The 22,181-nt window shown below is 33.9% G+C and carries 23 protein-coding genes; 3 read left to right on the top strand and 20 right to left on the bottom strand.

The window, feature by feature from the left end; translation table 11 throughout:
- Positions 1–5 precede the first annotated feature (5 nt).
- From CUN59_RS14145 to CUN59_RS21480, 19 genes are all read right to left on the bottom strand, one after another.
- Complete coding sequence (locus CUN59_RS14145; protein WP_104388444.1) at positions 6–935, bottom strand: DUF1822 family protein; 930 nt, start codon at positions 933–935, stop codon at positions 6–8.
- Positions 925–1,602 carry a sigma-70 RNA polymerase sigma factor region 4 domain-containing protein gene (locus CUN59_RS14140; protein ID WP_104388443.1) on the bottom strand — a complete coding sequence of 226 codons (678 nt, stop codon included), beginning with the start codon at positions 1,600–1,602 and terminating at the stop codon, positions 925–927. Before CUN59_RS14140 ends, CUN59_RS14145 begins: the two co-directional genes overlap by 11 nt.
- 724 nt (positions 1,603–2,326) lie before the next feature.
- Entirely contained in the window at positions 2,327–4,285 is a 1,959-nt protein-coding gene (locus tag CUN59_RS14135) for a M48 family metalloprotease (protein WP_104388442.1), read from the bottom strand.
- A gap of 55 nt (positions 4,286–4,340) precedes the next feature.
- Positions 4,341–6,857, bottom strand: a complete 2,517-nt coding sequence (locus tag CUN59_RS14130) for a hypothetical protein (protein WP_104388441.1) — start codon at positions 6,855–6,857, stop codon at positions 4,341–4,343.
- 93 nt (positions 6,858–6,950) lie between these two features.
- On the bottom strand, positions 6,951–7,520 hold the full coding sequence (locus CUN59_RS22075) for a hypothetical protein (RefSeq protein WP_243406945.1): 570 nt from the start codon (positions 7,518–7,520) through the stop codon (positions 6,951–6,953).
- A 53-nt stretch (positions 7,521–7,573) separates the two neighbouring features.
- On the bottom strand, positions 7,574–8,272 hold the full coding sequence (locus tag CUN59_RS14120; RefSeq protein WP_133164026.1) for a hypothetical protein: 699 nt from the start codon (positions 8,270–8,272) through the stop codon (positions 7,574–7,576).
- A 194-nt stretch (positions 8,273–8,466) separates the two neighbouring features.
- Positions 8,467–8,985, bottom strand: a complete 519-nt coding sequence (locus tag CUN59_RS14115; RefSeq protein ID WP_104388439.1) for a hypothetical protein — start codon at positions 8,983–8,985, stop codon at positions 8,467–8,469.
- Between the two features lie 171 nt (positions 8,986–9,156).
- Positions 9,157–9,756, bottom strand: a complete 600-nt coding sequence (locus CUN59_RS14110) for a hypothetical protein (protein ID WP_104388438.1) — start codon at positions 9,754–9,756, stop codon at positions 9,157–9,159.
- A gap of 121 nt (positions 9,757–9,877) precedes the next feature.
- The gene (locus tag CUN59_RS14105; RefSeq protein ID WP_104388437.1) at positions 9,878–10,384 is read right to left on the bottom strand and encodes a hypothetical protein; all 507 of its coding nucleotides are present in this window, start codon (positions 10,382–10,384) and stop codon (positions 9,878–9,880) included.
- A gap of 49 nt (positions 10,385–10,433) precedes the next feature.
- The gene (locus CUN59_RS14100) at positions 10,434–11,054 is read right to left on the bottom strand and encodes a PsbP-related protein (RefSeq protein ID WP_243406944.1); all 621 of its coding nucleotides are present in this window, start codon (positions 11,052–11,054) and stop codon (positions 10,434–10,436) included.
- A 51-nt stretch (positions 11,055–11,105) separates the two neighbouring features.
- Complete coding sequence (locus CUN59_RS14095; protein ID WP_104388436.1) at positions 11,106–11,714, bottom strand: PsbP-related protein; 609 nt, start codon at positions 11,712–11,714, stop codon at positions 11,106–11,108.
- A gap of 412 nt (positions 11,715–12,126) precedes the next feature.
- A complete protein-coding gene (locus tag CUN59_RS14090) occupies positions 12,127–12,696 on the bottom strand; it encodes a hypothetical protein (protein WP_104388435.1) in 570 nt (189 codons plus the stop codon).
- A 100-nt stretch (positions 12,697–12,796) separates the two neighbouring features.
- Complete coding sequence (locus tag CUN59_RS14085; protein WP_104388434.1) at positions 12,797–13,315, bottom strand: hypothetical protein; 519 nt, start codon at positions 13,313–13,315, stop codon at positions 12,797–12,799.
- Between the two features lie 38 nt (positions 13,316–13,353).
- Positions 13,354–13,830: a hypothetical protein gene (locus CUN59_RS14080; RefSeq protein WP_104388433.1), complete on the bottom strand. Its 477-nt coding sequence runs from the start codon at positions 13,828–13,830 to the stop codon at positions 13,354–13,356.
- 72 nt (positions 13,831–13,902) lie between these two features.
- Positions 13,903–14,169, bottom strand: a complete 267-nt coding sequence (locus CUN59_RS14075) for a hypothetical protein (RefSeq protein ID WP_104388432.1) — start codon at positions 14,167–14,169, stop codon at positions 13,903–13,905.
- Positions 14,170–14,228: 59 nt separating this feature from the next.
- Entirely contained in the window at positions 14,229–14,966 is a 738-nt protein-coding gene (locus CUN59_RS14070) for a hypothetical protein (protein ID WP_104388431.1), read from the bottom strand.
- A 15-nt stretch (positions 14,967–14,981) separates the two neighbouring features.
- A complete protein-coding gene (locus CUN59_RS14065) occupies positions 14,982–16,217 on the bottom strand; it encodes a DUF3137 domain-containing protein (protein ID WP_104388430.1) in 1,236 nt (411 codons plus the stop codon).
- A 37-nt stretch (positions 16,218–16,254) separates the two neighbouring features.
- Positions 16,255–16,812 (bottom strand): LemA family protein, encoded by a 558-nt coding sequence (locus CUN59_RS14060; protein ID WP_104388429.1) that lies wholly within the window; start codon positions 16,810–16,812, stop codon positions 16,255–16,257.
- A gap of 102 nt (positions 16,813–16,914) precedes the next feature.
- Positions 16,915–17,640: a hypothetical protein gene (locus tag CUN59_RS21480; RefSeq protein WP_165790206.1), complete on the bottom strand. Its 726-nt coding sequence runs from the start codon at positions 17,638–17,640 to the stop codon at positions 16,915–16,917.
- 585 nt (positions 17,641–18,225) lie between these two features.
- On the opposite strand from CUN59_RS21480, the gene CUN59_RS14050 reads away from it, so the two are divergent.
- Genes CUN59_RS14050 through larE form a run of 3 tightly spaced genes read left to right on the top strand, consistent with a single transcriptional unit; the run spans position 18,226 to position 21,723 of the window.
- The gene (locus tag CUN59_RS14050) at positions 18,226–19,701 is read left to right on the top strand and encodes a LuxR C-terminal-related transcriptional regulator (protein WP_104388427.1); all 1,476 of its coding nucleotides are present in this window, start codon (positions 18,226–18,228) and stop codon (positions 19,699–19,701) included.
- Between the two features lie 12 nt (positions 19,702–19,713).
- On the top strand, positions 19,714–20,838 hold the full coding sequence (locus tag CUN59_RS14045) for a tetratricopeptide repeat protein (RefSeq protein WP_243406943.1): 1,125 nt from the start codon (positions 19,714–19,716) through the stop codon (positions 20,836–20,838).
- Between the two features lie 60 nt (positions 20,839–20,898).
- Complete coding sequence (gene larE, locus CUN59_RS14040) at positions 20,899–21,723, top strand: ATP-dependent sacrificial sulfur transferase LarE (RefSeq protein ID WP_104388426.1); 825 nt, start codon at positions 20,899–20,901, stop codon at positions 21,721–21,723.
- Here the strand turns inward: larE and CUN59_RS22070 are convergent.
- Positions 21,706–21,987: a zinc ribbon domain-containing protein gene (locus CUN59_RS22070; RefSeq protein ID WP_243406942.1), complete on the bottom strand. Its 282-nt coding sequence runs from the start codon at positions 21,985–21,987 to the stop codon at positions 21,706–21,708. The genes larE and CUN59_RS22070 overlap by 18 nt on opposite strands.
- Positions 21,988–22,181 lie beyond the last annotated feature (194 nt).

Genomic DNA, 22,181 nt, shown 5'->3' with positions numbered 1-22,181 from the left:
CATTTTCAACCAATAAAATATTCTCTAATAAAGGTTTCTCCTATCCGCAACTCTACCCAAAATTCTTCGTCTGGAGATAATTCTAGGGGTATTTTTATCAAATCTCCAGTTTCATTCACTGTTTCTGTATGAATATCTGATTCGTCTGGTACACTCACCTGCATACCCATAGGTAAAAAAGTATTTTCACCTTGAATAGTCACTGTAACGAAAATTAATTGATCATGATTATTTTGAGAAATGGAAAGCTGCATTTTAAATATTTGTCCTGCTAAGGAGATATTTTTCTTGCAGGTAGCATTTCTCAGATCCCGCGTTGCAGGTTGCCAATCTCCCTCATAAATATTATTCAACCAATTTCTTAAATAAGTAATTTTTTTTTCTGTAAATTCTAGGGATATCTCATCAATTTCTGCTGTTTCTGCTAGTAAAGGTGTTTTTTTATCAGATAAAGAATCAATTAGATCATCTACAGATTGTAAATCTGTTATTTGTAATTCTTCATGTTTAGTATCAAAAGCAGGTAAAAAACCCATCAATACGGCTTCTTTTTCTGAATCAGCAATTTCTATAAATAAATAGCCGATGTTATTACTAACAATATCAAATGGTAAAATTATTTTTTCTTGTTCTCTGGCGATGACACAACATTCTAAATTACCTAATCCTAATAATTCTAATTCGTTAGCTTCACTCCATAAACGTTTAATTACATCCCATCTTTCTGGCCGATTCAGATTAGTCTCAAAACCAAGTATCTGAAAATAAGCATCAGCAACAAATACAGCTAAGGTATGCAAATAAATTCTTTGTTGTATATTTGGTATAAAATATTGTGCTGCATAAGCCCTAGCTTGGTGGCGAAATGATGCAGTAATGGGAAAGGGAATGGCTAGATCCTGTAATACATTTAGTCTATCTAGTTTATCTGTCATTATTTTCTTCTCCAAATAATTTTTGATTTTCTGCTAACCATTTTTGCAGCAATGGTTTACATTTGTTTTTAAAATGAGGTGTGAGTGAACCACTTGGTGAGCCAACTTCATCAGCTATTTCTTTCCATTCTTTACCAATGATTAGTCTTAACTCAGCAAATAATTGACAATTAGCTTTTAGGTTATTCCTGATATAACAATCTTTAAGAAGATTATCAGGATCTTCTATAATCCATTGCTTAAATGATTCCCAAATTTGCGTGAGTAAAGTTGCATCTATGGGAGAAACTAAGTTATCTATCAGATCAATAGACATTTCATCATTTTGTAAGACAGACTGTATCCGATCTTGATAACCCTTGACTTTTCTAATTTCATCTGTGTACTTATTCATTAGACACCTGTTAAACCAGTGTAGAAATAATCCCCGATCTGGATCATATTTCTCACATAATGTTTTATTGACTAAATCAAGCAGAGTTTTTTGTAATGCTTCTTCATAAATATCCTCATTGTCATCATTCCCTGCTAGTGGCCTCCAAATACGTCCTGATTTTAGAAGCGATCGCAGCAAGTGGTTAATTGCTTTACGGTGCTGTGGAGTATTTTTGGGGTGCGTGCAAGCTTCCTTGACGAGAATTTGCAGGTGGAGGTTTAGATCATCCATATACTTATGACATTTTAGTAAGAGCATCATTAAGTATAGAATAATCTCTACTATTATTTATACGAAGAATAATTAACTCGTGTTGCAAATATTTGTTTATATTTATTTATGGTTTTTTGGAGGGCGATCGCTTGAGTAAGTCTGATGTCGGGTGCGTCAGATATTAAACATACAGCACTTACCAATGTCATGAGGTAGAATATGAACAGGCTGGAAGCCTGTGCTACAAGGGTTTTGTCATTAATATCTGTACTTCATGATAACGGAAACTGCTGTAAGTTTATTTACATGATTTATCCAGTCTGACGCACCCTACTATATTTATGGTTTTTTGGAGGGCGATCGCTGGGATCATCCTGATCTGATTTAATAATATAAATACTATCAACAAGTCTTGACTATATTAGGATTATTGGATCTGGTTGCGTAACAGCTTAGAGCAGTTTCCAGAGGCTTGACACCAGAAATTTTGGAGATAATTCATTCAGAATTATAGTAGTCGCCAGGAAGGTTAGGACATAAATTTAGGGGATGGGCGAAGCATTCGGGCGAAAAATATCAGGGTAAGAGACATAAATTATCTGCCCGAATGCTTCGCCCCTACTGTCCTAACCGATGTGGCGGTTGCTATATCTCCCTAAATATGTATTAGATCCCAAAAAAAGACCAAAATTAGGGGTAATTCATGAATTACCCCTACAAACTAATTTTGAGTCTGACACTCCTATTTTCCTATCAACTCTCTAACTCGCTTTTGAATCAAACTGTGTTTTTCTACTCCCTCAAAAGCATAACGATTGTAACCACTGCTAGTAATCAAATCTTCCAAATAGCGAACCCGTTCTTTAGAAGATGGGTGAGTTGAAGCATAACTTTGACCACTAGAACCATAGCGTTCGTGTAGAGTTTGCATAAAACCACGTAAACCATCAGCAGCATAACCATAACTAGCTAGGGCGCGAGAACCAATAATATCAGATTGGCGTTCATTACCACGACTATAATCTCTACTCACCAAAGTAGTAAAAAAGTTGCCAAAGGGAATAACTTCTCCTAAATTAGCCAATAAGCTATTATTAGCAATACGTTGATAGCCATGAGAAAGAACCGCATGGCCAACTTCATGGCCAATTAAACCTGCTAATTCTGCTTCAGATTTGGTATTAAGAATAGACCCAGTGTTGATAAATACTTTACCTCCTGGTAAAGCAAAAGCATTGAGAGAATCATCTTGGACGACATAAAACTCATAATTAAATTCACTTCGTCCCATCAACTTAGCAATATCCTGACCAATGGTATTGATATAACCTTGAACTATTTCATCTTGTACCAAAGGTAATTGCTGTTTATATCCATTAGCAAATTGCGCTCCCATTGCTGACTCACCTTTCAGCATCAATTGGGCAAGTTCTACAGCTTGAAAAGCACTAGATTTAAAATCACCTGTCAATAATCCACCAAGACCACCCAAAATTGCTGTGGTAAGAATTTGATTATTCAAACTACCACGAAACCGCCCAGAATTTTTGTCGGCAATATTTACAAATTCCGCATTTTCTGAATGATCGGGATTAACAATAGCAAACTGACGAGCAGCTATAGAAGCTTCTAACCATTGTTCATCTGCTTCTAAAGCTTTAACTCTGGCCTTAGCCACATCGGGATTATAGGGAAATAAACTAGAGGCTCTTTCTAAAACTTCTCGTGCTTCTTTTGGCTTATTATATTGTTCCAATGCTTGCGCTAGTAAGATATGACCAGGTACAAATTCAGGATTTTTTTCGCTCAACAATTGTAGTGGTACAAATATTTTACTTTCTAACCGTCGCGTGTCCTGAAAACCTGCTTGCGCTTCGCGCCAATATACTTTACCAGCAGGTGACAATTGTTCTGGATCGTTTATCGGTTCTGGGAAATTGCTATTTTTGCTATCTTTAGCAAAAGGTTTTTTGACTTGACGATAAAGTTTTTCTGCTTCTGTTCTTTTTCCCTGTTGGTAAAGTCTATCAGCTTTAAGTAAAGTTTCAAATTCTTTCTGGGAGTATTGGCTAGATTTGTTAGTATTGGCACTGATCAAATAATCTTTGAGATCATTTTCAGAAAGTTCTTCTAAATTATCTTCAACTACCCTCAAATTATACTTACCTTGGCTTTGAGGTTGGTAGCTATTGACAACTACACGATAAGTATTTTGTTTGGGTAAGGTAACATGAAGAAATGAATTAGAACTATCTTCTCCCCGGTCGTCATTTTCAGCTAATTTGTTACCTTGGGCATCAAGGAGCATCAAATAGGTATCAAAGTCTTGACTTTCTAAGTAAATTTTGATTGATTGATTTTTAGAACCTGAAAACTTGTATTGGTCATAGAAAGTGCTATCATCAGTGATTACTGAATCACCTGATTTGAGGTTTCCTTGTTTTTGTATTAACGTGGCTACAATCGGTGATTTAGATTTAGTGAAATTTGTAGTATCTTCAGGTTTATTCCCTACATTTTCACCTTGAAACAGTTTGTGATGTTGAAATATTGGTGACTTATGGATGTTTTCTGATTTAGTTGTGGGAGTAGCTGCTACCGATGGCGATATAGATAGGATTAAGTTGGGTAGTAGTAAGCTGGTGCTGGTGAATAGGATACAGCCGAATAGAGTAAGAAGAGAATTGCGTAAGAGTTTCATAATTATTGATTGCTCCTGATGTTTAAGCGGACATAGTTAATATTTATTAGTTAAGCTATTTCTTCTCAACTACATCAAAATTTTTCGACCATTCCCAAGGATCTAACCAGCGTTGTCCACGTCCAGTACCTTGGTACAGATTTCCAATATTAACGTCTAGGAAAACAGGACCTCGCAGATCCTTTTCGTTTCCCCAGTAACCCGGAAATCTTAGCCACTCTGGAGCAGTTTGTGTATGGATTCTAGGCAAATACTGAATTTTACCTTGAGAATCGAAAGCAGGAGTTAAATTGCCTCTATGAAACTCCAACTTTATGATCCAATCAGTCTGTCCAGAGTTGTAATAACTTGCATGACCTCCAAGACCAACATATATTTTTGGCCTACCATTTACCAGCATTTTATTCTTATCCAGAAAACTCCACATAACAGTTTGACCACCATCAGATAGATCAGATATTGGTATTGAGCTTGTTATTTCTACGTGCTGGGAAAAGGATATTTTTTTTGGAGTTAGATTTTTATCTAAGAAAACTGTTGCACCTTCCCAATCACCTTCATGGGTATTTTGTCCACCATGTTCTTGCCAGTTGCTACGTGGGTAGTGGAAATAATAGTTAATAGCTATTTCACCGTTAGTAGGATGTTTGACAACAGCAGCATAAACCTTTCCTGAAGTATTATTACGTGGGCTAATAGCATAGGAAGAAAGATCAATGACAGTAGTTGAGTCACCCAGTCTATAGTCTTTAGGTTTGTTTAACCATGTTGTCTTTTCAACATTATATGGAATGTTATACCTTTCTGCCCCTAAAGGATTATTTTGAATACCTTGTCCATTATCAAAGTAAAGGATTGGTGCATATTTATTTACTAAGTCCTGATAATTACCAGTTTCCGGCCAATCAACTACAAAAAGAGCTACGAGTTTATCTTTCTCAGAATTATCTTCACTTCTCAATTCAAAAGTAATTTCTTCAACAATAGTTTTATCAGGAACTCGAAAAGCATTAATCTTGATTTGATGCTCACCTGCATCAAGTTCACCTAAATTTGCTCTACCTCTAGTGTGAGAATTAAATTGTAATTTTGATTTGTTATCAATTATGACATGAGCATTGTTTGTTAGTTTCCAGTCGGGTAAATTCTCAGCATCAATATTTAGACTATATTTCGCTTTTTTAGGTACTCGAATAGTCAATGTTACTGGTAACTCTTGTTCACCCACTGTTGCCCACCATTTATCAATGGAAGCAATTTCTAAAGAACCACCAGAACAAGATATAGTATACTTCCATCTGGTATTTACATCATCATTACCGATTAACTTCACCCCCACATACTCTGCATTAGTTGGTAAATCAAAAGTTTCATTACCTGGACCAGATTTAGGTCCAAGTCCAAAGATTTTTTTACCATCAAAATATAATTCTATTCTGTCGGGAATTACATAAAATTCAAATTTTAGGTTGACTTTTCTATTTGCACCTTTAGCAACTTGAAATAAATCAGTTCTAATTTCACTACCTCCACTTACATTCTGTTCTTCACACTGTACAGGTGGTCTACAATTTACCTCTTGTAACATCGGGTTTTTGGTACTAATATTACTTTTGATTGCTCCAGAACCAAAGGATATTGCCCAACCAACAGATTTAGTAGTTAGTGATTTACTTGTAGTTAATTTGTTTCCCCATAAACCTAGACTATCTGATATTCCATTAAGTGATGAACTCACCGCAGCTTGACAAGCTAATTCTGAAGTTTTAGCTAATAACTTAGCATTTTTATTAGTTGTATTATTTTCTAGATTTTTGTTATTTTTTCTTCTTTCTTGGCTCAAAAGTATATTTTGATCAATAAATTCATTTTGGGAAATTTTCACTGTTTCCATTGTTTTACCTTGGGGAGATTTGATTATAGCTTGTCCTGGGGAAAAATTGGCTGTTGTGCCGTCTAATAAAGTTATTTTAGATAAAGAATTATTAGCAAAGGTAATTTTAAATCTATTGAGTCCAGATTTTATTTGTTCTGGATTAACGATTAAACTATCTGTGTTGGTTAAACTGCTAAAATCAATAGCTGATACTTTCTTATATTCAACTTCAAATAGCTGAAAGCTCCTAGAACCTGGAACATTAAAAGTATATAACTGTTCTGCACCTGTGGAGGGAGATTCTAGAAGAATTTCCTGTTTACCTGAACTATAAGGTATTTGACTACTGATGCGGAAATCTTTAGGTAAAGCATTTTGGAGATATAAGTTAGTTTCTGCTGGTCTAATAATGGGAGGTACGGCAATTTGTGAGGGTAATTTATGCTGAAAATCATTCTCTTGTTTTGTGGGTAAATCTTGATTGAACGTCAAAATTTGATTACTACTATTATCAGTTAAATTAATATTTGCAATGGCAGCTTCAACTCGACCATCATTGAAATTGATGTAACAAGCGGCGGAGTTGGAATTTAGCAAAATACAGAGAGAAATAGGGATAATTTTTTTAAGCCAATTTTCTCCTAAGATGGCTATAAAACTGATGATAGTAATGAGAAATAAACGCCATTTACGCATGATTGATATTTGGGGATAATTTTGTGATTAAAGTGTTGAAACTGTCATTGTCGTTTATATTCCTGAATTTTTAAATTACACTTTTGATAAATTCTAAAGACCATAACCTGTATTTTCACAAATTACACCCTTTGTACTAATTGCTTCAAACTTCCTTGTTTTACGGTTAGCACGCCAAGCTTTTTGAATTTGCCTAAAATATTCAGTGTCTTGAATTTTAGCAACTGCAATTATTGAATAATCACGAATACCGTTACGCAGACAGTCATATCCAATTAAAGTGTAGGATTTGTTCATTTTAGGAACACTGAATACATCCAAAACTAACAATTGGCTGGGATTTCCTTTTCTGTCTCTATCTACAACCATGTCAAACCATAACATTTCCTGGTTTCCTTTTTTAACGCGACTGATTCCATATACGCTGCGTTTTGGATATTCAACATCATCAACTACCCAACCACCAAAATATTGAATACCCTTGGGGTGGTCAAGGTAGCCTGGAGTGACGAGAGGAGAAAGATAGCGTAGTCCAATATAACTCCGATTATTGTCCTTGTTTGAATTGACTTGATTAGTATTTTTTTGAGCATGAACTGGCAGTAAATCAACACCAAATAGGATTAAAAACACGCTCAAATTGAATAGTATTTTGCTTTTCATTGATTACCTTTGTAGTTATAGTTGTTATGATTCTAAGTACAATTCTATTTCATTTACCAACCTGGTAATTTTTTAAAATACCAGAAAACTTTATTAGAGTTTAAACATTGCTCTATCTCTTTACTAGTTTCCCAAGGAATACTGGTTTCTTTACCTCCATGAAGTGCTAGAGTTCCATGAATAATTTCATTTGATCTAACTTGAAATAAATAATAAGGCTCTTTTGTATAAAAACCTTTTTTTTCCACAGATTCCAATTGATATAAACTGAGGTATCGGGGATGACGGACAACAGAAGCAACCGTGAAATTACGGCGGTTAAATTCTTCATAACAGATTCGGTTGCCTCTGATGGCAATTCTAATACCATTACTCAGTCCCACAGCATAAAACCCCGGTTTTATTGGTTGGAAAGAAGCAGAATCAAAAAACCGACAAACAATTACATTTCCATTTTCTAATTTATTAGATTGACTATGCTTTAAAAATTTATTAAGTTTTTCAGTCTTCACCAATCTACCGTTTTTATAATAACGATTTTGTAGAATTTGAAGTGATGTTGTATCATTGCAGTTAACAATGACTTCACTTTCTAACGATTTCATTTTTTTGACAAATTGATCATTTATTACATTTATACTGAACTCTGTTATAGCTGTTCCATTAACTCCAGCTTTTACATACTTATATATTCTATCTGAGACTTGAGTAACTGTTCCTAAATCAACGTACCAAGACCTTTGATCATTCATATAACTATCAGAAGTTGATACATAAGGACTTGCATTAGCTACAGTTATAGAACTGATAAAGGTAAACCCTGTAATTAGTAATTGAAAAAAAGGTGATGTTTTCTTAATTGACCTACTCATGATTTAATAACTTATGTTGGTAATTAAAAATAAATAAATTTCGATGTTAATGTTACTAAAATCTGCTTTGCTAGTTACCAGCAGAATGTTTGTCCCCACTTTAGGGATATATCTTCATTTGGGTCTACTATTACAATGTCGAATAGTTTAACTTTCTTATCTCGCATTAATCCAAAAGCGATACTACAAGTTGGAGCTATTGTACTGGTGAAAGCGACTGCACCAATTGAACTACATTTAGAGATAATATCTTGGCTAATATTCTTCATGAATTGTTTTGAGTTTGCAACCTTTTTAATACCAGTTTCAACAATACGACCTTTACGTGTTGGACCAGTGAGATAAAAGATATATTCAATAGGTCGTTCTTTTGGGAAATCGGAATAAACCTGGTTAAGATTCTTTGTATAAGTATCCTCTATTAACACATTAGGAATTTTTCTTAAACGACTTTTAGCATTAGCAACTGCCTTGTTACACTCCACATTTGAACTGTAAAAAGGCACTTGAGCTTTTACCGTTGTTAGTAAGTTAATGATATTAACTAAGGCAAATAATAAAATTGCTGTTACTCTACTAATATTTCTGATCATAATTTCCAATTCCTTTGAAATAAATGTTTAATGAGTGATAAGGTAGATTGCTGAACTAGATGTAGATATTTAATACTGTCCATAATCTATATACGAACCAGATTTACTCCGTGTTGCAAAAAGATGAAAAAAATTTCAAGCTTGTGACAACTTCCTTCAGATTCCCAGTTTTTATTCCTTGAAAGAACCCATAACTGTGACTAGAGCATCTCTATCACCTGGATAGGGATCTTTATAGAGAACAATAATAACCAAATGATTTTTCTTTGTTAAGTATAAATAAATGTTGTACAAAGCTCCCTCATCCCCTGTTTCATACTTCCGATATGTCCGCTTATTTACTGTTATATTACCTTTGTATACTTTGGGACCTGAGATCACATCGCAATAACAAACAGTAGTTAGGAATTTATGTGTCTCCGCTAATTCTTTACGACCATTTCTTATAATAGAGATATCAAATTCAGCGCAGCCAAATAAAGTTGTTCCTTGACCATAAAAACATTCACTTTGTGTACGTCCGCGTTGTCGCTGCTTATAATAATTTTCTTTCAATATTTCTAAAATAACTCCCCCTCTGCTGCCATCTTTAACAACACGCGCCCAAGTTGGTACATCAAAAGAGTAGCCAAATTCATTGACTACAATCTTTCGGGTTTTACTGGCTTGAGCAATCTTTGAATCCTGTGCTTTTACCGTTGTTGGTAAGGTGGTGATATTGACTAAAGAAAATAATAAAATTGCTGTTCCACTCCCGAGACTTCTGATCATAATTTCCCATTCCTTTGAAATGAATGTTTGATGAGTGATAACGTAGATTGCTAAACTAGATGTTGTCCATAATCTATATACGAACCAGATTTACTCCGTGTTGCAAAAAGGTGAAAAAATTTCAGGTTTTGGTTAAATAAAAATAGAGTCCAGCCATCAACGGAAAGCTGACAATACCACAGTAAAAACTGAAGCGATGTGGAGGACGTAAATAGCTAATACTTTCCAGCATATAACCCGGAATTTCAGCTATGGGGGTTTCCATTGACATACCCGTATGACTACCAATAAATAATTTCAGTGGTAGTACAAGAATTAGCTTAAAGATAAAGCGAACAATAGATGTTATGGCTGTCGTCAGAGTATAGCCTATACCATCGCTGGGAGTGAGTTCAAATTGGCTATTATAGTTAGTGTAATTATCACCAACTCCTATCCCTCCTAGTGCCAGTCTGGACATAACAGAAGTAATGGCAAAAAAGATATAGGCAATCATGGGAATGATGAGTATTACTACGCCTACACATATCATCAAAATCAGATAACTGAAAATCCAGATGATATATGCTAACCAGCCAAACCAAGATATGAAACCTAACAAGATGTTTTTGACCTGCGAAATTATCATAAGTTGAACTAAAAAGTTTTATATGGGGTATACTGTTACTCTATTGTCGTTATGGTCTCAAACTTCGATATGAACCATGTATTTTCTGAATAATAGGAACTGCCACACCAGCATTACCAGGAAAGTATAAACTGGAGATTACCATTGTTTCATTCGGATGACGAATCAAAGTTGTAATTTCATATCTACCATCAGTTTTACTGTCCAATGCATTCCATATTCTATAGGCTTCTTTCCCCCCTATCTTTGTATATCCTTGTCTCATAATCTTGAAACTTTGATTCTTTGATTCTTGAATAGTTTGCTCGAAGGAAACTGAAACAGGATAGATTGATGTGGTAATCAATTTAATCAGTTCATTTTCTCGACTAGAATTATATATTTGCTTGTCATAAATTGTAATTGGTTTTACACCTCTAGGTTCTTTCCCCGATACGGATATATCTACAAACCATCCTTTTGGATAGCGGATTGAATATTCACTAGGCATTACAAAGATTTCAAGGTTTTGAAATTTGCTACTCTCCCCTTGTTTGATTTTTTTAGTATTAACAAAAGCTTCCTTATATTTTAACATTGACTTCTGTGCTTTAACAGATGTCGGTAATGTTATACTATTAACAAAACCAATTACTAAAATGACTGTTAATCGGTAAAATTTTATTTGCATATTGTTAAGTTGGTTGATGGTTTATTATTGAAGTAAGGACTATTTTGATTATCAATTCAATGATTTAAAAGATGAGTGCATTCTTTCAATCAATGGTAAAAGATGAGAATTATTTTTTGTGTAGTAAGTTGTCATGTAGACTGTTTTATTTGGTTTGTAAGGCAGCAAAGTCACTAACACTAATGTTTCGTTTTCACTATCTGTACGCCATAATCTGACAGCATTTTTACCGTCAATTCTTACATTCGCTCTTTTAATTATTCTGGAGCCTTCTATAAAATCTCTACTAAAAGCTTGAAAATTTTCCTCAACAATTGCCACATCTGTTTTAATAAAATAATCAGGAATACCATCATGACCTATTTCTGGCATTCTGCGGTTAGTGATGTATGCTTCATACTTCCATGCTCTTTTAACAAACCAGTTTTGTGGATAAGCAATAGAATAAGTCCGCTTTTCTACAAAAGTTTTAAATTTAGTATTTGCACTGGCAGAAATTAAAAGTTTACTTTCTGTTTTTATAATTTCTCCACTTTGTGCGTGGGCTGGCGGCTGTTGGAAGTGTGGTATGAAGACAATGAAATTAAATGCTGTTAGAGTGGCAACAGCTAAGAAAAAGCGAGAACTCTTGATTTTAATTAACATTTTCAAGTTTTGCATAACAACCAGATTTATTAATTTACCAATCTACTTTTACCTGACCTCAACGCGGAATCTATCACCAGCTTTAATATTATTAAGGAGAATAAATGCCGATAGATCTCCTCCTTGCCGCTGGTTTTCCTTAATCTATATACGAACCAGATTTACTCCGTGTTGCAAAAAGCTGAAAAATTCCTCTACTAAATCTTGAAAAACAAAATAGAAAGGGGCGATCGCTCCTGAGATTCAGTACCTCAACCTATCAAGAGTAAGTAATCATCTGCTGTTCAATCTTTAGCTAAACTGTCAAAATGATTTAACATTAATAGGACTTACGCAAGATGTAACTGAGAATATTATTCTTGCGTAGGGGTAATTCATGAATTACCCCTACTTTCGTTCTGTTTTGCGTAAGTCCTGATTAAATCTGTTAAAGATTAATTAACCATTCATGGCATCTTTCTAAAAAATATTCTAAATCACAGATCCTTGTGATAACATTCCACCTGATTATCAATCTCCCAATCTTTCTAAAGAAGTACATTCCAATTACACCATTAATAAATAGTACATATAATTCGCCAATAAGCAAATTTAAAAAAGAGCCTGGTTGGGTAATAAAATAGTATTTTAAATACCAGAATGTACTCCCTAAGATCAAGAATAAAAAAACACCTGTACACTTTTTGATATCTTCTAGTAGCATCAAAAATGCAGAAGTGACAAACATACAAGATAGCCTAATAAAATTGGGTACATCTGAAGTTGACATATCTAAATATTGGCTAACTGAAATTGGTTCAACATTAATGTAATAATCACCTTTAGGATCAAAAAAATTTAATAGATTAAATATCCCTAATAAAAATAAAGAAAAGCCTTGAGAAAAGGCAACAATACAACTCAGGTTTCCTATGGAATAAGAAATTAAAGTTAGGAAAAATTTTCTACAACTCATAATATTCAATTCAAGATTGTTATTCCAAATTAAACTGTCCATAATCACGGGACTCAAATATTTATCAGGAAAAAATAAGCCCCAAACCGTTGCAGGATAAAAAAATAGACCAAATACCCAAAATCCATAGCAAGGTAATTATCTAAAATCGCCCTTGCAGCATTCTACCTTTGATTTTACGGACATAATTACCTTTAGTATTTATACATTCCTGCATTCTCTTATTTTGCGCTGGAGTAGTACGAGAATCAGAGTTATTTCCTGCTATCAATGCCCAAGCACCACCACTATTATCACCAAATCCAGCTAGAATAGTCGAATATTTACTTAAGAAATCATACTCTGGGAAGTTTTTAGGTGGTATAATTTCTATTTCCTGATTTTTACCATCAATGTAAAGTTGACCTCCTCGATTTGATACGCTACTAATCATAATTTCTTCTCGTCCACGATAGTTATTAGGTGGTCCGTTAACTATTTTGATGCAAATTTTTCCATTACGATTTAAAATCTCTCTCCAAGAATTATTAAACATAGTTCCCATTGCATAATAAGGACCTGAAGGAAGTTTAGATTCTGGTTTGGGTGATGCAAATGCTAAAGATGATATTGATGTAATTAATACAGTTGTGATTGTGAAACTAATAAACAAGTTTTTCATTTTTTCTCCAATAAGTTTTGTTAGGTATTATCTTTTATCTAAATGCAACCTGTTTGTCCCCAAACTGTTTTGATTGTTAATGGATCAACACATTCAAAAGCCACAACTTTGCTATTTTTAAATAATCCGTAGGTTGCAATATGATCAGTTCCGTATTCTCCAAAGGTAACCATACTAATTGATGAGCAATTATCTATAATGTCCTTGGCAATTCTAGTTAAGAACTTATCAGAATATAAGACAGATAATGTAGCAGGACCTCTCAAACCAAAACCATAGGAAAGTGGACGATTTTTAGGATAGTTTTTATCATGTTTGTAATGTTGAGAAATATTTTCTTGACTTGTATGAACAACTTTGACTTTTCTATTGTTTTGAATTTGTTTTTTTGTCCGTTGTAAAGCCGCATTACATTCAACAGATGGTTTTCTATTTTGTGCTTGTGCTGATGATGAAAACAAGAGCATAATATTGGTAATGATTAACCCAGTAGCAATAATTTGATTTACCTGCATATACTAATCCTTGTGTTGACTATTTGGATAATTTGATTTTTTTATGGGGATACTATTTTTACTTCTTATTAATTAATCTTGACGTTCCCGTTCTTCTTGAATTGCTTTTTTCGCTGCTCGTTCACTCATAAAACCAATGGTAGATGCTAACGCCCAGGCAAAAAGTCCTATATGAATAAACAAACCAAAAAAAAGCCAAATTCCTAGAGTTCCTAAAATCAGGATATCGTTAATAATACATAACAACAATTGAATAAATCCTGCAACTCTTTTATTAGTAAATAGTAGAGTTCCCAATCCAGGAAATAATAAGTTTAAGAAAATGGCAAGACAACCCATAATTTTTTTACCTCATTTTTTGTTAACCAATTAAATTTAGATAAAATCCAGCAGCAATATTATTTCCAACCCATTTCATCCACAGCTTGTAAATAATAATTAATAGCTTCTACCTCCTCTTCTAATCTTTCTACTAAAATTTGAGATTCTATCACTACTTCCACTTCCTGATCGCTTTTATGGTCGATCAGCCTATTTTTTAATTCCAATTCCACATTATCTAACCGTGCAAAGTAATTATTTTTTAGTGTTTCTAGTCTATCAACAGCTTGAGAAATTCGATTTTGTAAACTTTGCACTTCATCTAATGTTGTTGAACCAAGATGCTGAATTTTTTCTACATTCTCTATCTTTTGATGCACATGGTTTACATATTCCTGATATGTTGTGATAAAATTATTTTTTTGATCAGAAAAGTAGCTTTCTATTTCCACTATATTAATAGGCTCTGTTCTTGATAAATGCCATTGATTTTTATGTTTTTTTGTGTTTTGTACATATTTTCTCCAGGAAACTATTAAAGGTATCAACAATAAACATACTAGAAAAACACCCAAATCATAATATACTTTTGATATCACTATTAAATTGAGATAAAAACTAATTACAGAAATTCCCAACATAGTAAACGATGCTAGGATCATAAATAACCAAATAAAAGCGGGTATTGCACGGGGAAAAACTAATTTTAATCGGGGTTCTTGTAATTTTAATTTCTGAAGACGCTGACTCATGATAGTTGTTACCACGTCAGATTCTGAGGTATAGAGATTAATATTTTGAAGATTCAAATCCATAGTTATCACTCCATATCAATTTCCAGTAGTTGGCACTATATTTAATGCAGTAATTATTGAACTTAATATGTTTTCCAGTTCTTGAAAGTTATGTAAAAAGTTATCTAATTTACAAGATTTTTCTCCTGTTAGCTCAAAAAAAGTCAAATTCTGATTCGTAGTTACAACTGTAAATTTCTGTAATGGTTTATTATTTTGACGAGTAATATTGATAAATTGCATCCATAAATTAGGAGCATTTTCTTGATTACCTAAAAGAAATTGTACTACTTTTGGTTGAGATGTTTCTGCTTTTTTGGGTGATGTAATTTCTACAATCTTTTCCATAAACCGATAGGATAGTAGTTTTCTGGAGGCGTTTTCATTGTTTGTAAAAACATAGAAGTTATCTTCTATTTCCATATTTTCTACACTGTATTCCTCAAAACCTCGCTGCATAAATCTTTCTGGACTGCGTTTATCCCTACTCAAAAGTTCTAATCTAGGATAATCTTTACTAACTGTCATTGTTTTCCGGTCTTCTCTGATTTTTTTGGTGGGACTAGGTGCAGCTTTTTTAGGAATCATCACTGTTAAGAAATCACTATTAAGATTTTCTTTTTCATATTCCATTTGATAAACAACACCTTTGAAATAACAAACAATTCTTCTATCATATCTATCAACAAATTTATCAATTTCGATAGATTCTTTCTGAGAATTAAGGATATAAACAGGTTCTACATCTGCCATGTAAAAAGGTCGTTTATTAATTGTAAATGAAAGGGTGTTTTTTTCTGTGTATTTATAAAGTTTGTTATAAAACAAACTGGCTAATATTGGTTGCATCTGATTCCTAGATGAAATTTGAGGTTCAAATATTATCTGTTCTGCATCAGGAAAAATTATTTTTACAAAGCCTTCAATTGCATCTTTACGAAGATAAAACAGTATATTGTTATATTTTCTGACAAAAAAATCAATGCGATTTTTAGCCCAATCAATACCACGCATTAACCCATAAATAACACCTGAACATACTAGAGAAACCAGAATATAAGAAAATCCTGAATCTACAAAAAATAGGATTATGAAAGTCAAAATACTGCAACCCAAAATACCCATGATAATCCGTGCAGTTAAAATTAATCCTCCAAAAATTAGCTGATTTTTAATCTTTTCCTGTCTAGCTTTTTCAACTTCCATCAGTCTAGTATTGAAGCCATTACCAGTAAATAAGCTCTCAACTGCATAACTATGTTTTTCATTCATATTCTATCTACCTCAACTTCATTCCCTATACAACAAACTAAAAGTTAAAATTTATATCAGAATCTTGTCTTTCGTCGGCAGTTGCTTGAAAATAAGCCTTCTGTTGAAATTGTTTAAAAAGAAGTTGTGCAATAAATCCAGTGGGAAAACTCACTAAATAAGTGTTAAATCTTTCAACACTATCGTTGTATGTTCTTCTAGCTGCTGCAATTTCTTCTTCTATTTCAGCAATTTGTTTATTGAGGTCTTGAAACCCGCGTATATTTTGCAATTGTGGTAAGTTTAATATTTGATTCCACATTCTTGATATCTGATTCTCTGTATCAAGAAAAGCCTGTTGATTTCCCCGTTGTAAATTGGCTTTTTCTACTAAATTAGTCAATGGTTCAAACTGACTAATAATGCTTTTTTGTTCCCCATCAACACTACTAACCAACTTTTTAATAACAGCGCGTCTTCTGGATAATTGTGTATCTATTCCAGAAAAGTTTCTCTCAACTCTGGAATTGAGTCTATTGATTTGATTGTAAATTTTGGATACAAAATATCCCAATAGTCCCAGTATTGCTAAGAGGAAAACAAATGTCTGACCCATGATAGACTCCTTGTAAAAATGTTGATAAGTTGTTGTGTTTTTAAGTTGGATAATTAATACAAGCAAGATGCTTGTGCTACTGTAACTATCAACTTAATAGTTTCAGTACAAAATATCTAAACCAACTCTAGTGATGAAAAAATCAGCCACTAAAACTATCGGCACTAGCAATAGTGCATTGCGAGAAGATAAACCCAATACCCCTATGAGTGCTGTATTCAAAAATAAAACAAATGTAGTCCAGCAAAACACCGAAATTAAAGCCATTAATTCTGTTGCACTACTGCCTAATAACCACAACATGAACAGAAAAAAGGTAATAGGGGCAAAACAACAACCTGTAACAAATGTGAATTGTTGATAATTTCCCGAACCTTTAAATATTTTGCGGGTAATCCACAAAACTGCTATCATGCCTAACACGGGAATTGTGGCGGCTAAAATAACTCGCAACTGCTCTGAAAAACTTAACTGGGTACTATAACTTGCACCAAATAAACCTCCGAAAGAAAATAATGGTGCAAGAGATTCTATTGTTTTTAATACTGCCATCCACGCAGCTAAAACAAATAGAATACAAAGGGCAATTCCGGCATAGAAAATTCGACTATCTCCCAAACTATTAATTGCCGTTTGCAGTCCATTATTGGGATCATTCCAAATCAGTTTTAAAGCACTCCAAACATCTAAAACAGCGTTTTTGCTAGTTTCTACTACTAACTGTGGATTTTTGGAGTTGGATACAGGAGAATTAACTACTGAGGGAGAATCTAAATCATCTGTTAGTTCATCAGAATTCGGATTTTCCGGTGGTATGGAATTTGACATACTGTTAGACAGTGTAAAGTAATGTTGTATGAGTGACAATGTATTGAACTAAATAGAGACTTTTGATATTGCCTACAATTTATATACGGATTAGATTCAGCCTGTGTTGCAAATACTGAGGAAATTTTTTTTGAACTACCTCTAATCTTTGATTCATCTGGGTTTTAGGTTGATTCAGTATCTCCTAAGTAGAACTAAGTAAAGCTAAATAAAGCGATCGCACGATATCATTTAGCCAATAGGTAACAGCAATTTATTTAAGTCAAATGTAGCAAATACGGGCTTATATTAAATTCATAGATTGTTTAAGTCTATGATTTTTATACAAAAAAATTAAATTGAATAAATTGAACTAGGAGCAAACTGCTTGCAGCAGTGCTTCGCTATCGCTCTTTGATAACACCTCACCATACATTATACTACAATTGCTTCATGTAATAAATACGACATTGATAAATATTGCTTACTTATACATCATACTAAGTAATTTCTGATTTTTTGCAACTGTGTAGAAAAATTCACAACTGTGTATAATATTGATTAGCCTGACAACATACTCAATCAAAACATTACCCAAACAGTACAGTGGATATTGATAAGTTCCATCAAGCACTCGACGGACTAACTCCTAAACAGCGACGAGTATTAGATAAATTCTTATGTGGTGAAAAAGACCAACAAATTGCGGAGTCTCTTTACATAACTAGAACAACAGTTCGCAAACATATTGAGTCTATATGTAAAGCTTTTGGTTTAAAAAACCTCGATGGAGAGCGTTTTTCCAAACGCACAGAACTGATTAGCTTATTTCATAAATACAAACCAGAATTAATTTCCCAAAATATACCCGCAAATAAATCAGAACCATCCAATCCCGTCAGTTTAATAACTGAATTTTTTGTTTATGATAGTGGGTGGACTGGAAGAAATGATTTGATTATCAATCTCACTCAACTTTTACAAAGTTCTTGTCGTTTACTTTTATTAGTTGGACTAACAGGAATCGGTAAAACTGCATTAGCAGAACGTTTAACTATTGAGTTAAGTAGTAAATTTGATCATGATCCAAAAAAATTGGATCGGAAAAATTTTGATGATAAAAGTACCCCTTCAGACTTTGTAAGTGTTGCAGTCAAATGGTTAGAAAATGCAGGGGAAGAAGTTTCACCAGAAGAACGAAAACAACCACAGTCTTTACTCCTACGTTTAGTTACATATTTTTGTCATCATCCCCAGTTAATCTTAATTGATTCTTTGGAATTGGTGTTACTGGGAGATGAAAACACGGGATGGAGTGATTTTATTGATGAATGGTGGTGTCAGTTTTTCGCTAGTTTATTATCGGCAGAAATTTGTAAAAGTCGCTTAATTATTACTTCTCAAGAGTTACCACATCAACTGCTAGAAGCAGCATCGCGCTATCCTAATTTCTGGCACTGTCAGCGAGTTGATGGATTGACAGAAAGGGAACAATTCACTTTATTTGACAAAGTTGGTTTAGGTGCTAATTTACCATCCGTGGAAATTAAATTACTCTTAAGAATAGGTAAAGCATACAAAGGACATCCTTTAGCATTAAGAACCATTGCTGGAGAAATTATTAATGATTTTGCCTCTCAAGTTTCCACCTATTGGCAACAATATGGACAGGAAATTGAAGAAGTAGAAAAAGCTTTAGCAGAAGCTAGTCAAGGTATAATAGAATCAACAAATGATCAATGGAAATTAGATCGGTATTCCATCCAGCTACGGATGAAAGTCCAAAGTAGACTAGAGCAAACTTTCAAAAGATTATCAGATAATGCCCATCATGCCTATATTTTACTTTGCACAGGTTCAGTATATCGTGTTCCAGTACAACAAAGTTGGTGGTTAAGGCATTTAGAATATAGAGGATATACTAATGAACAGCAACAATTTGCACTACAAACTTTACAAGATCGTTATTTAGTAGAAATTTCATTTCTTTCAAATAATGAAACGATGCTGATAGGAATGCACAATTTAGTGAGAAGTGTTGCTATAGCTCATTATGAAAAATTATTAACACAAAAGGAATAAAAAAGACATAATATGGAAATCTCCTTACTATCAGGATCTATCGTACTAGAAAATATAGGCATTCAACCATCTAATCTTTTACAACAAGTTCCCTTACAACAATTAGATCATTATATTGCCGTCATCAACTGGTTAACAGATTACCAAATTAATATTAATGCTAGTCATCGGCAAAAATTAGAAGGTTATTTACAAGCACTTTATCATCTTTGTGATGCTCAGGCCTGGAAACGAGCTAGTGATATATTATCTATGTCTTTAACTCCACCCAGTCAACAACAATTTCATCAACAATTAGGTATCTGGGGATGTTATTCAGAACTAATTCAATTATATAAACATCTTCTGGGTAATTTAGAACCTGTAACTGAACTAGCTTATTTATGTGGTTTAGGCAATGTTTACTACAGTATTAGCAGATATTCTGAGTGTTTTCAATGTTATCAAAAAGGATTAGAAATAGCTATAGAACTAGATGATAAATCTATGCAATCTCAACTTTTAAATAATTTGGGTAGTGTGTATTTAATGCAGAGTAATTATGATACTGCCATTGATTTTTATGAACAAGGGTTAACCATTGCTCATGAGCTTAAAAATCGCCATTTAGAAAATATTTTAAATACCAGGTTAGGTTTAGCTTATATATATTTAGGACAATATTCTAAAGCTTTGGAATGTTACCAGAATGAATTAGTAAATGTGAGAGAAATTGGTGATCCTGAACAAGAATCTATAGTATTAACAAGTTTAGGACTGGTTTATATTTGTATGGAGGATTATGTCAAAGCATTAGATTACAATAAACAAGGTTTAGAAGTTGCCCAAAAAATAGGTTATCGAACTCAAGAAGCATGGGGAACTTGTAATATTGGTAAAACTTTAATGCGGATGAATCAATATCAAGAAGCAGAACAACATTTACAATTAGCATTAAGTATTTTTCGAGAAATGGAATGTCGTCGAGCAGAATCTGAGGTATTAGAAGCATTATCAGAATTATATCAAAACATGAATATTGATCATTTATCTGCTCAGTGTTATGCACAAGCTTTAGTAATTACTCAAGAATTAGGAGTTACTATTATTAATCCCACCAGTACAAAACTAGCAGTTCCCAAGGTAGATGGTTTGTGATGATCAGCATCTCCATGACTACAATAGAATTAGTCAGGTGTTATGGGGTTTTGAGTAAAAATGACATTAACAGAAAAACTAGAGCAATTACAAGCCTTATTTGCCGAAATGGGACAGGCTTTAATAGCCTATTCTGGGGGAGTTGATAGTACATTAGTTGCTAAGATTGCCTATGATGTGTTAGGCGATCGCGCTTTAGCTGTAACTGCGGTTTCTCCTTCTCTATTACCAGAAGAATTGGAAGACGCGAAAATCCAAGCCGCAACTATCGGAATTTCTCATAAAATTGTCCAAACCCAGGAAATGGACAATCCCAATTACACATCTAACCCAGTAAATCGTTGTTATTTTTGCAAAAGTGAATTACACGATACCCTCAAACCCTTGGCTTTAGAGTTGGGTTATCCTTATGTAGTAGATGGTGTAAATGCCGATGATTTACATGATTATCGTCCCGGAATTCAAGCTGCAAAAGAAAGAGGTGCGCGATCGCCCTTAGCAGAAATTGGTGTCACAAAAACCGAAGTCCGGCAAATTTCCCAGCAACTAGGTTTAGCTTGGTGGGATAAACCCGCTCAACCCTGTTTAAGTTCGCGCTTTCCCTACGGTGAAGAAATTACCATAGCCAAATTACAGCGCGTAGGTAGAGCCGAAATTTACTTGCGAAATTTAGGTTGGCAAAATTTACGGGTACGTTCAGAAGATGATACAGCCAGAATTGAATTATCACCAGATAAAATAAAAGATTTTGTAATGACAACAGATTTACCAAGTCTAGTATCGGCATTTCAAAACTGGGGATTTATTTATGTCACCTTGGATTTAGAAGGTTATCGGAGTGGTAAGTTAAATCAGGCGTTACGTGAACTACCCACACTGACCTGACGGTACAGTGTCGGCTTCCTGCCCAACAGAAAGCGCAGTAGTAGACTTCTTTCGTCCTCTATTACTGCGACTTACTTCTGGGCGACAGGCTTTATCCCCCGTTCCAGAGGTCAAAATTCGTAGTCCCTCGTTTCTGAGGTTGATCGCTGCATTAATATCTCTGTCATGTTTAGTCTGGCACTTTTCACAAGTCCAAAATCTTATATCTAGCGGCAAACTACCCACTTGATTAAGGCATACATGACAAGTTTTTGACGGGAGCATATCAACTTTGTTAGAACAAAAGAACTAAACAGGCTGCTAAAGCTTGGCATTGAGATAAGCACAGTACCTTCTGCAATTGCTTTTGGCTTCTCCTTGCCATCTTCAAATAAAATAGCAGCGAAATATTGTTCACTGCAATTTTTGGTGATAGTTACAGTTTCAATTTTCCCTTAACTTTCTATAAACCACTTATT

It is taken from the genome of Cuspidothrix issatschenkoi CHARLIE-1 (assembly GCF_002934005.1).
Taxonomy (GTDB): Bacteria; Cyanobacteriota; Cyanobacteriia; order Cyanobacteriales; family Nostocaceae; genus Cuspidothrix; species Cuspidothrix issatschenkoi.
Note: the sequence above shows the minus strand (reverse complement) of the source record. Positions and strands in the feature narration are given on the sequence as shown.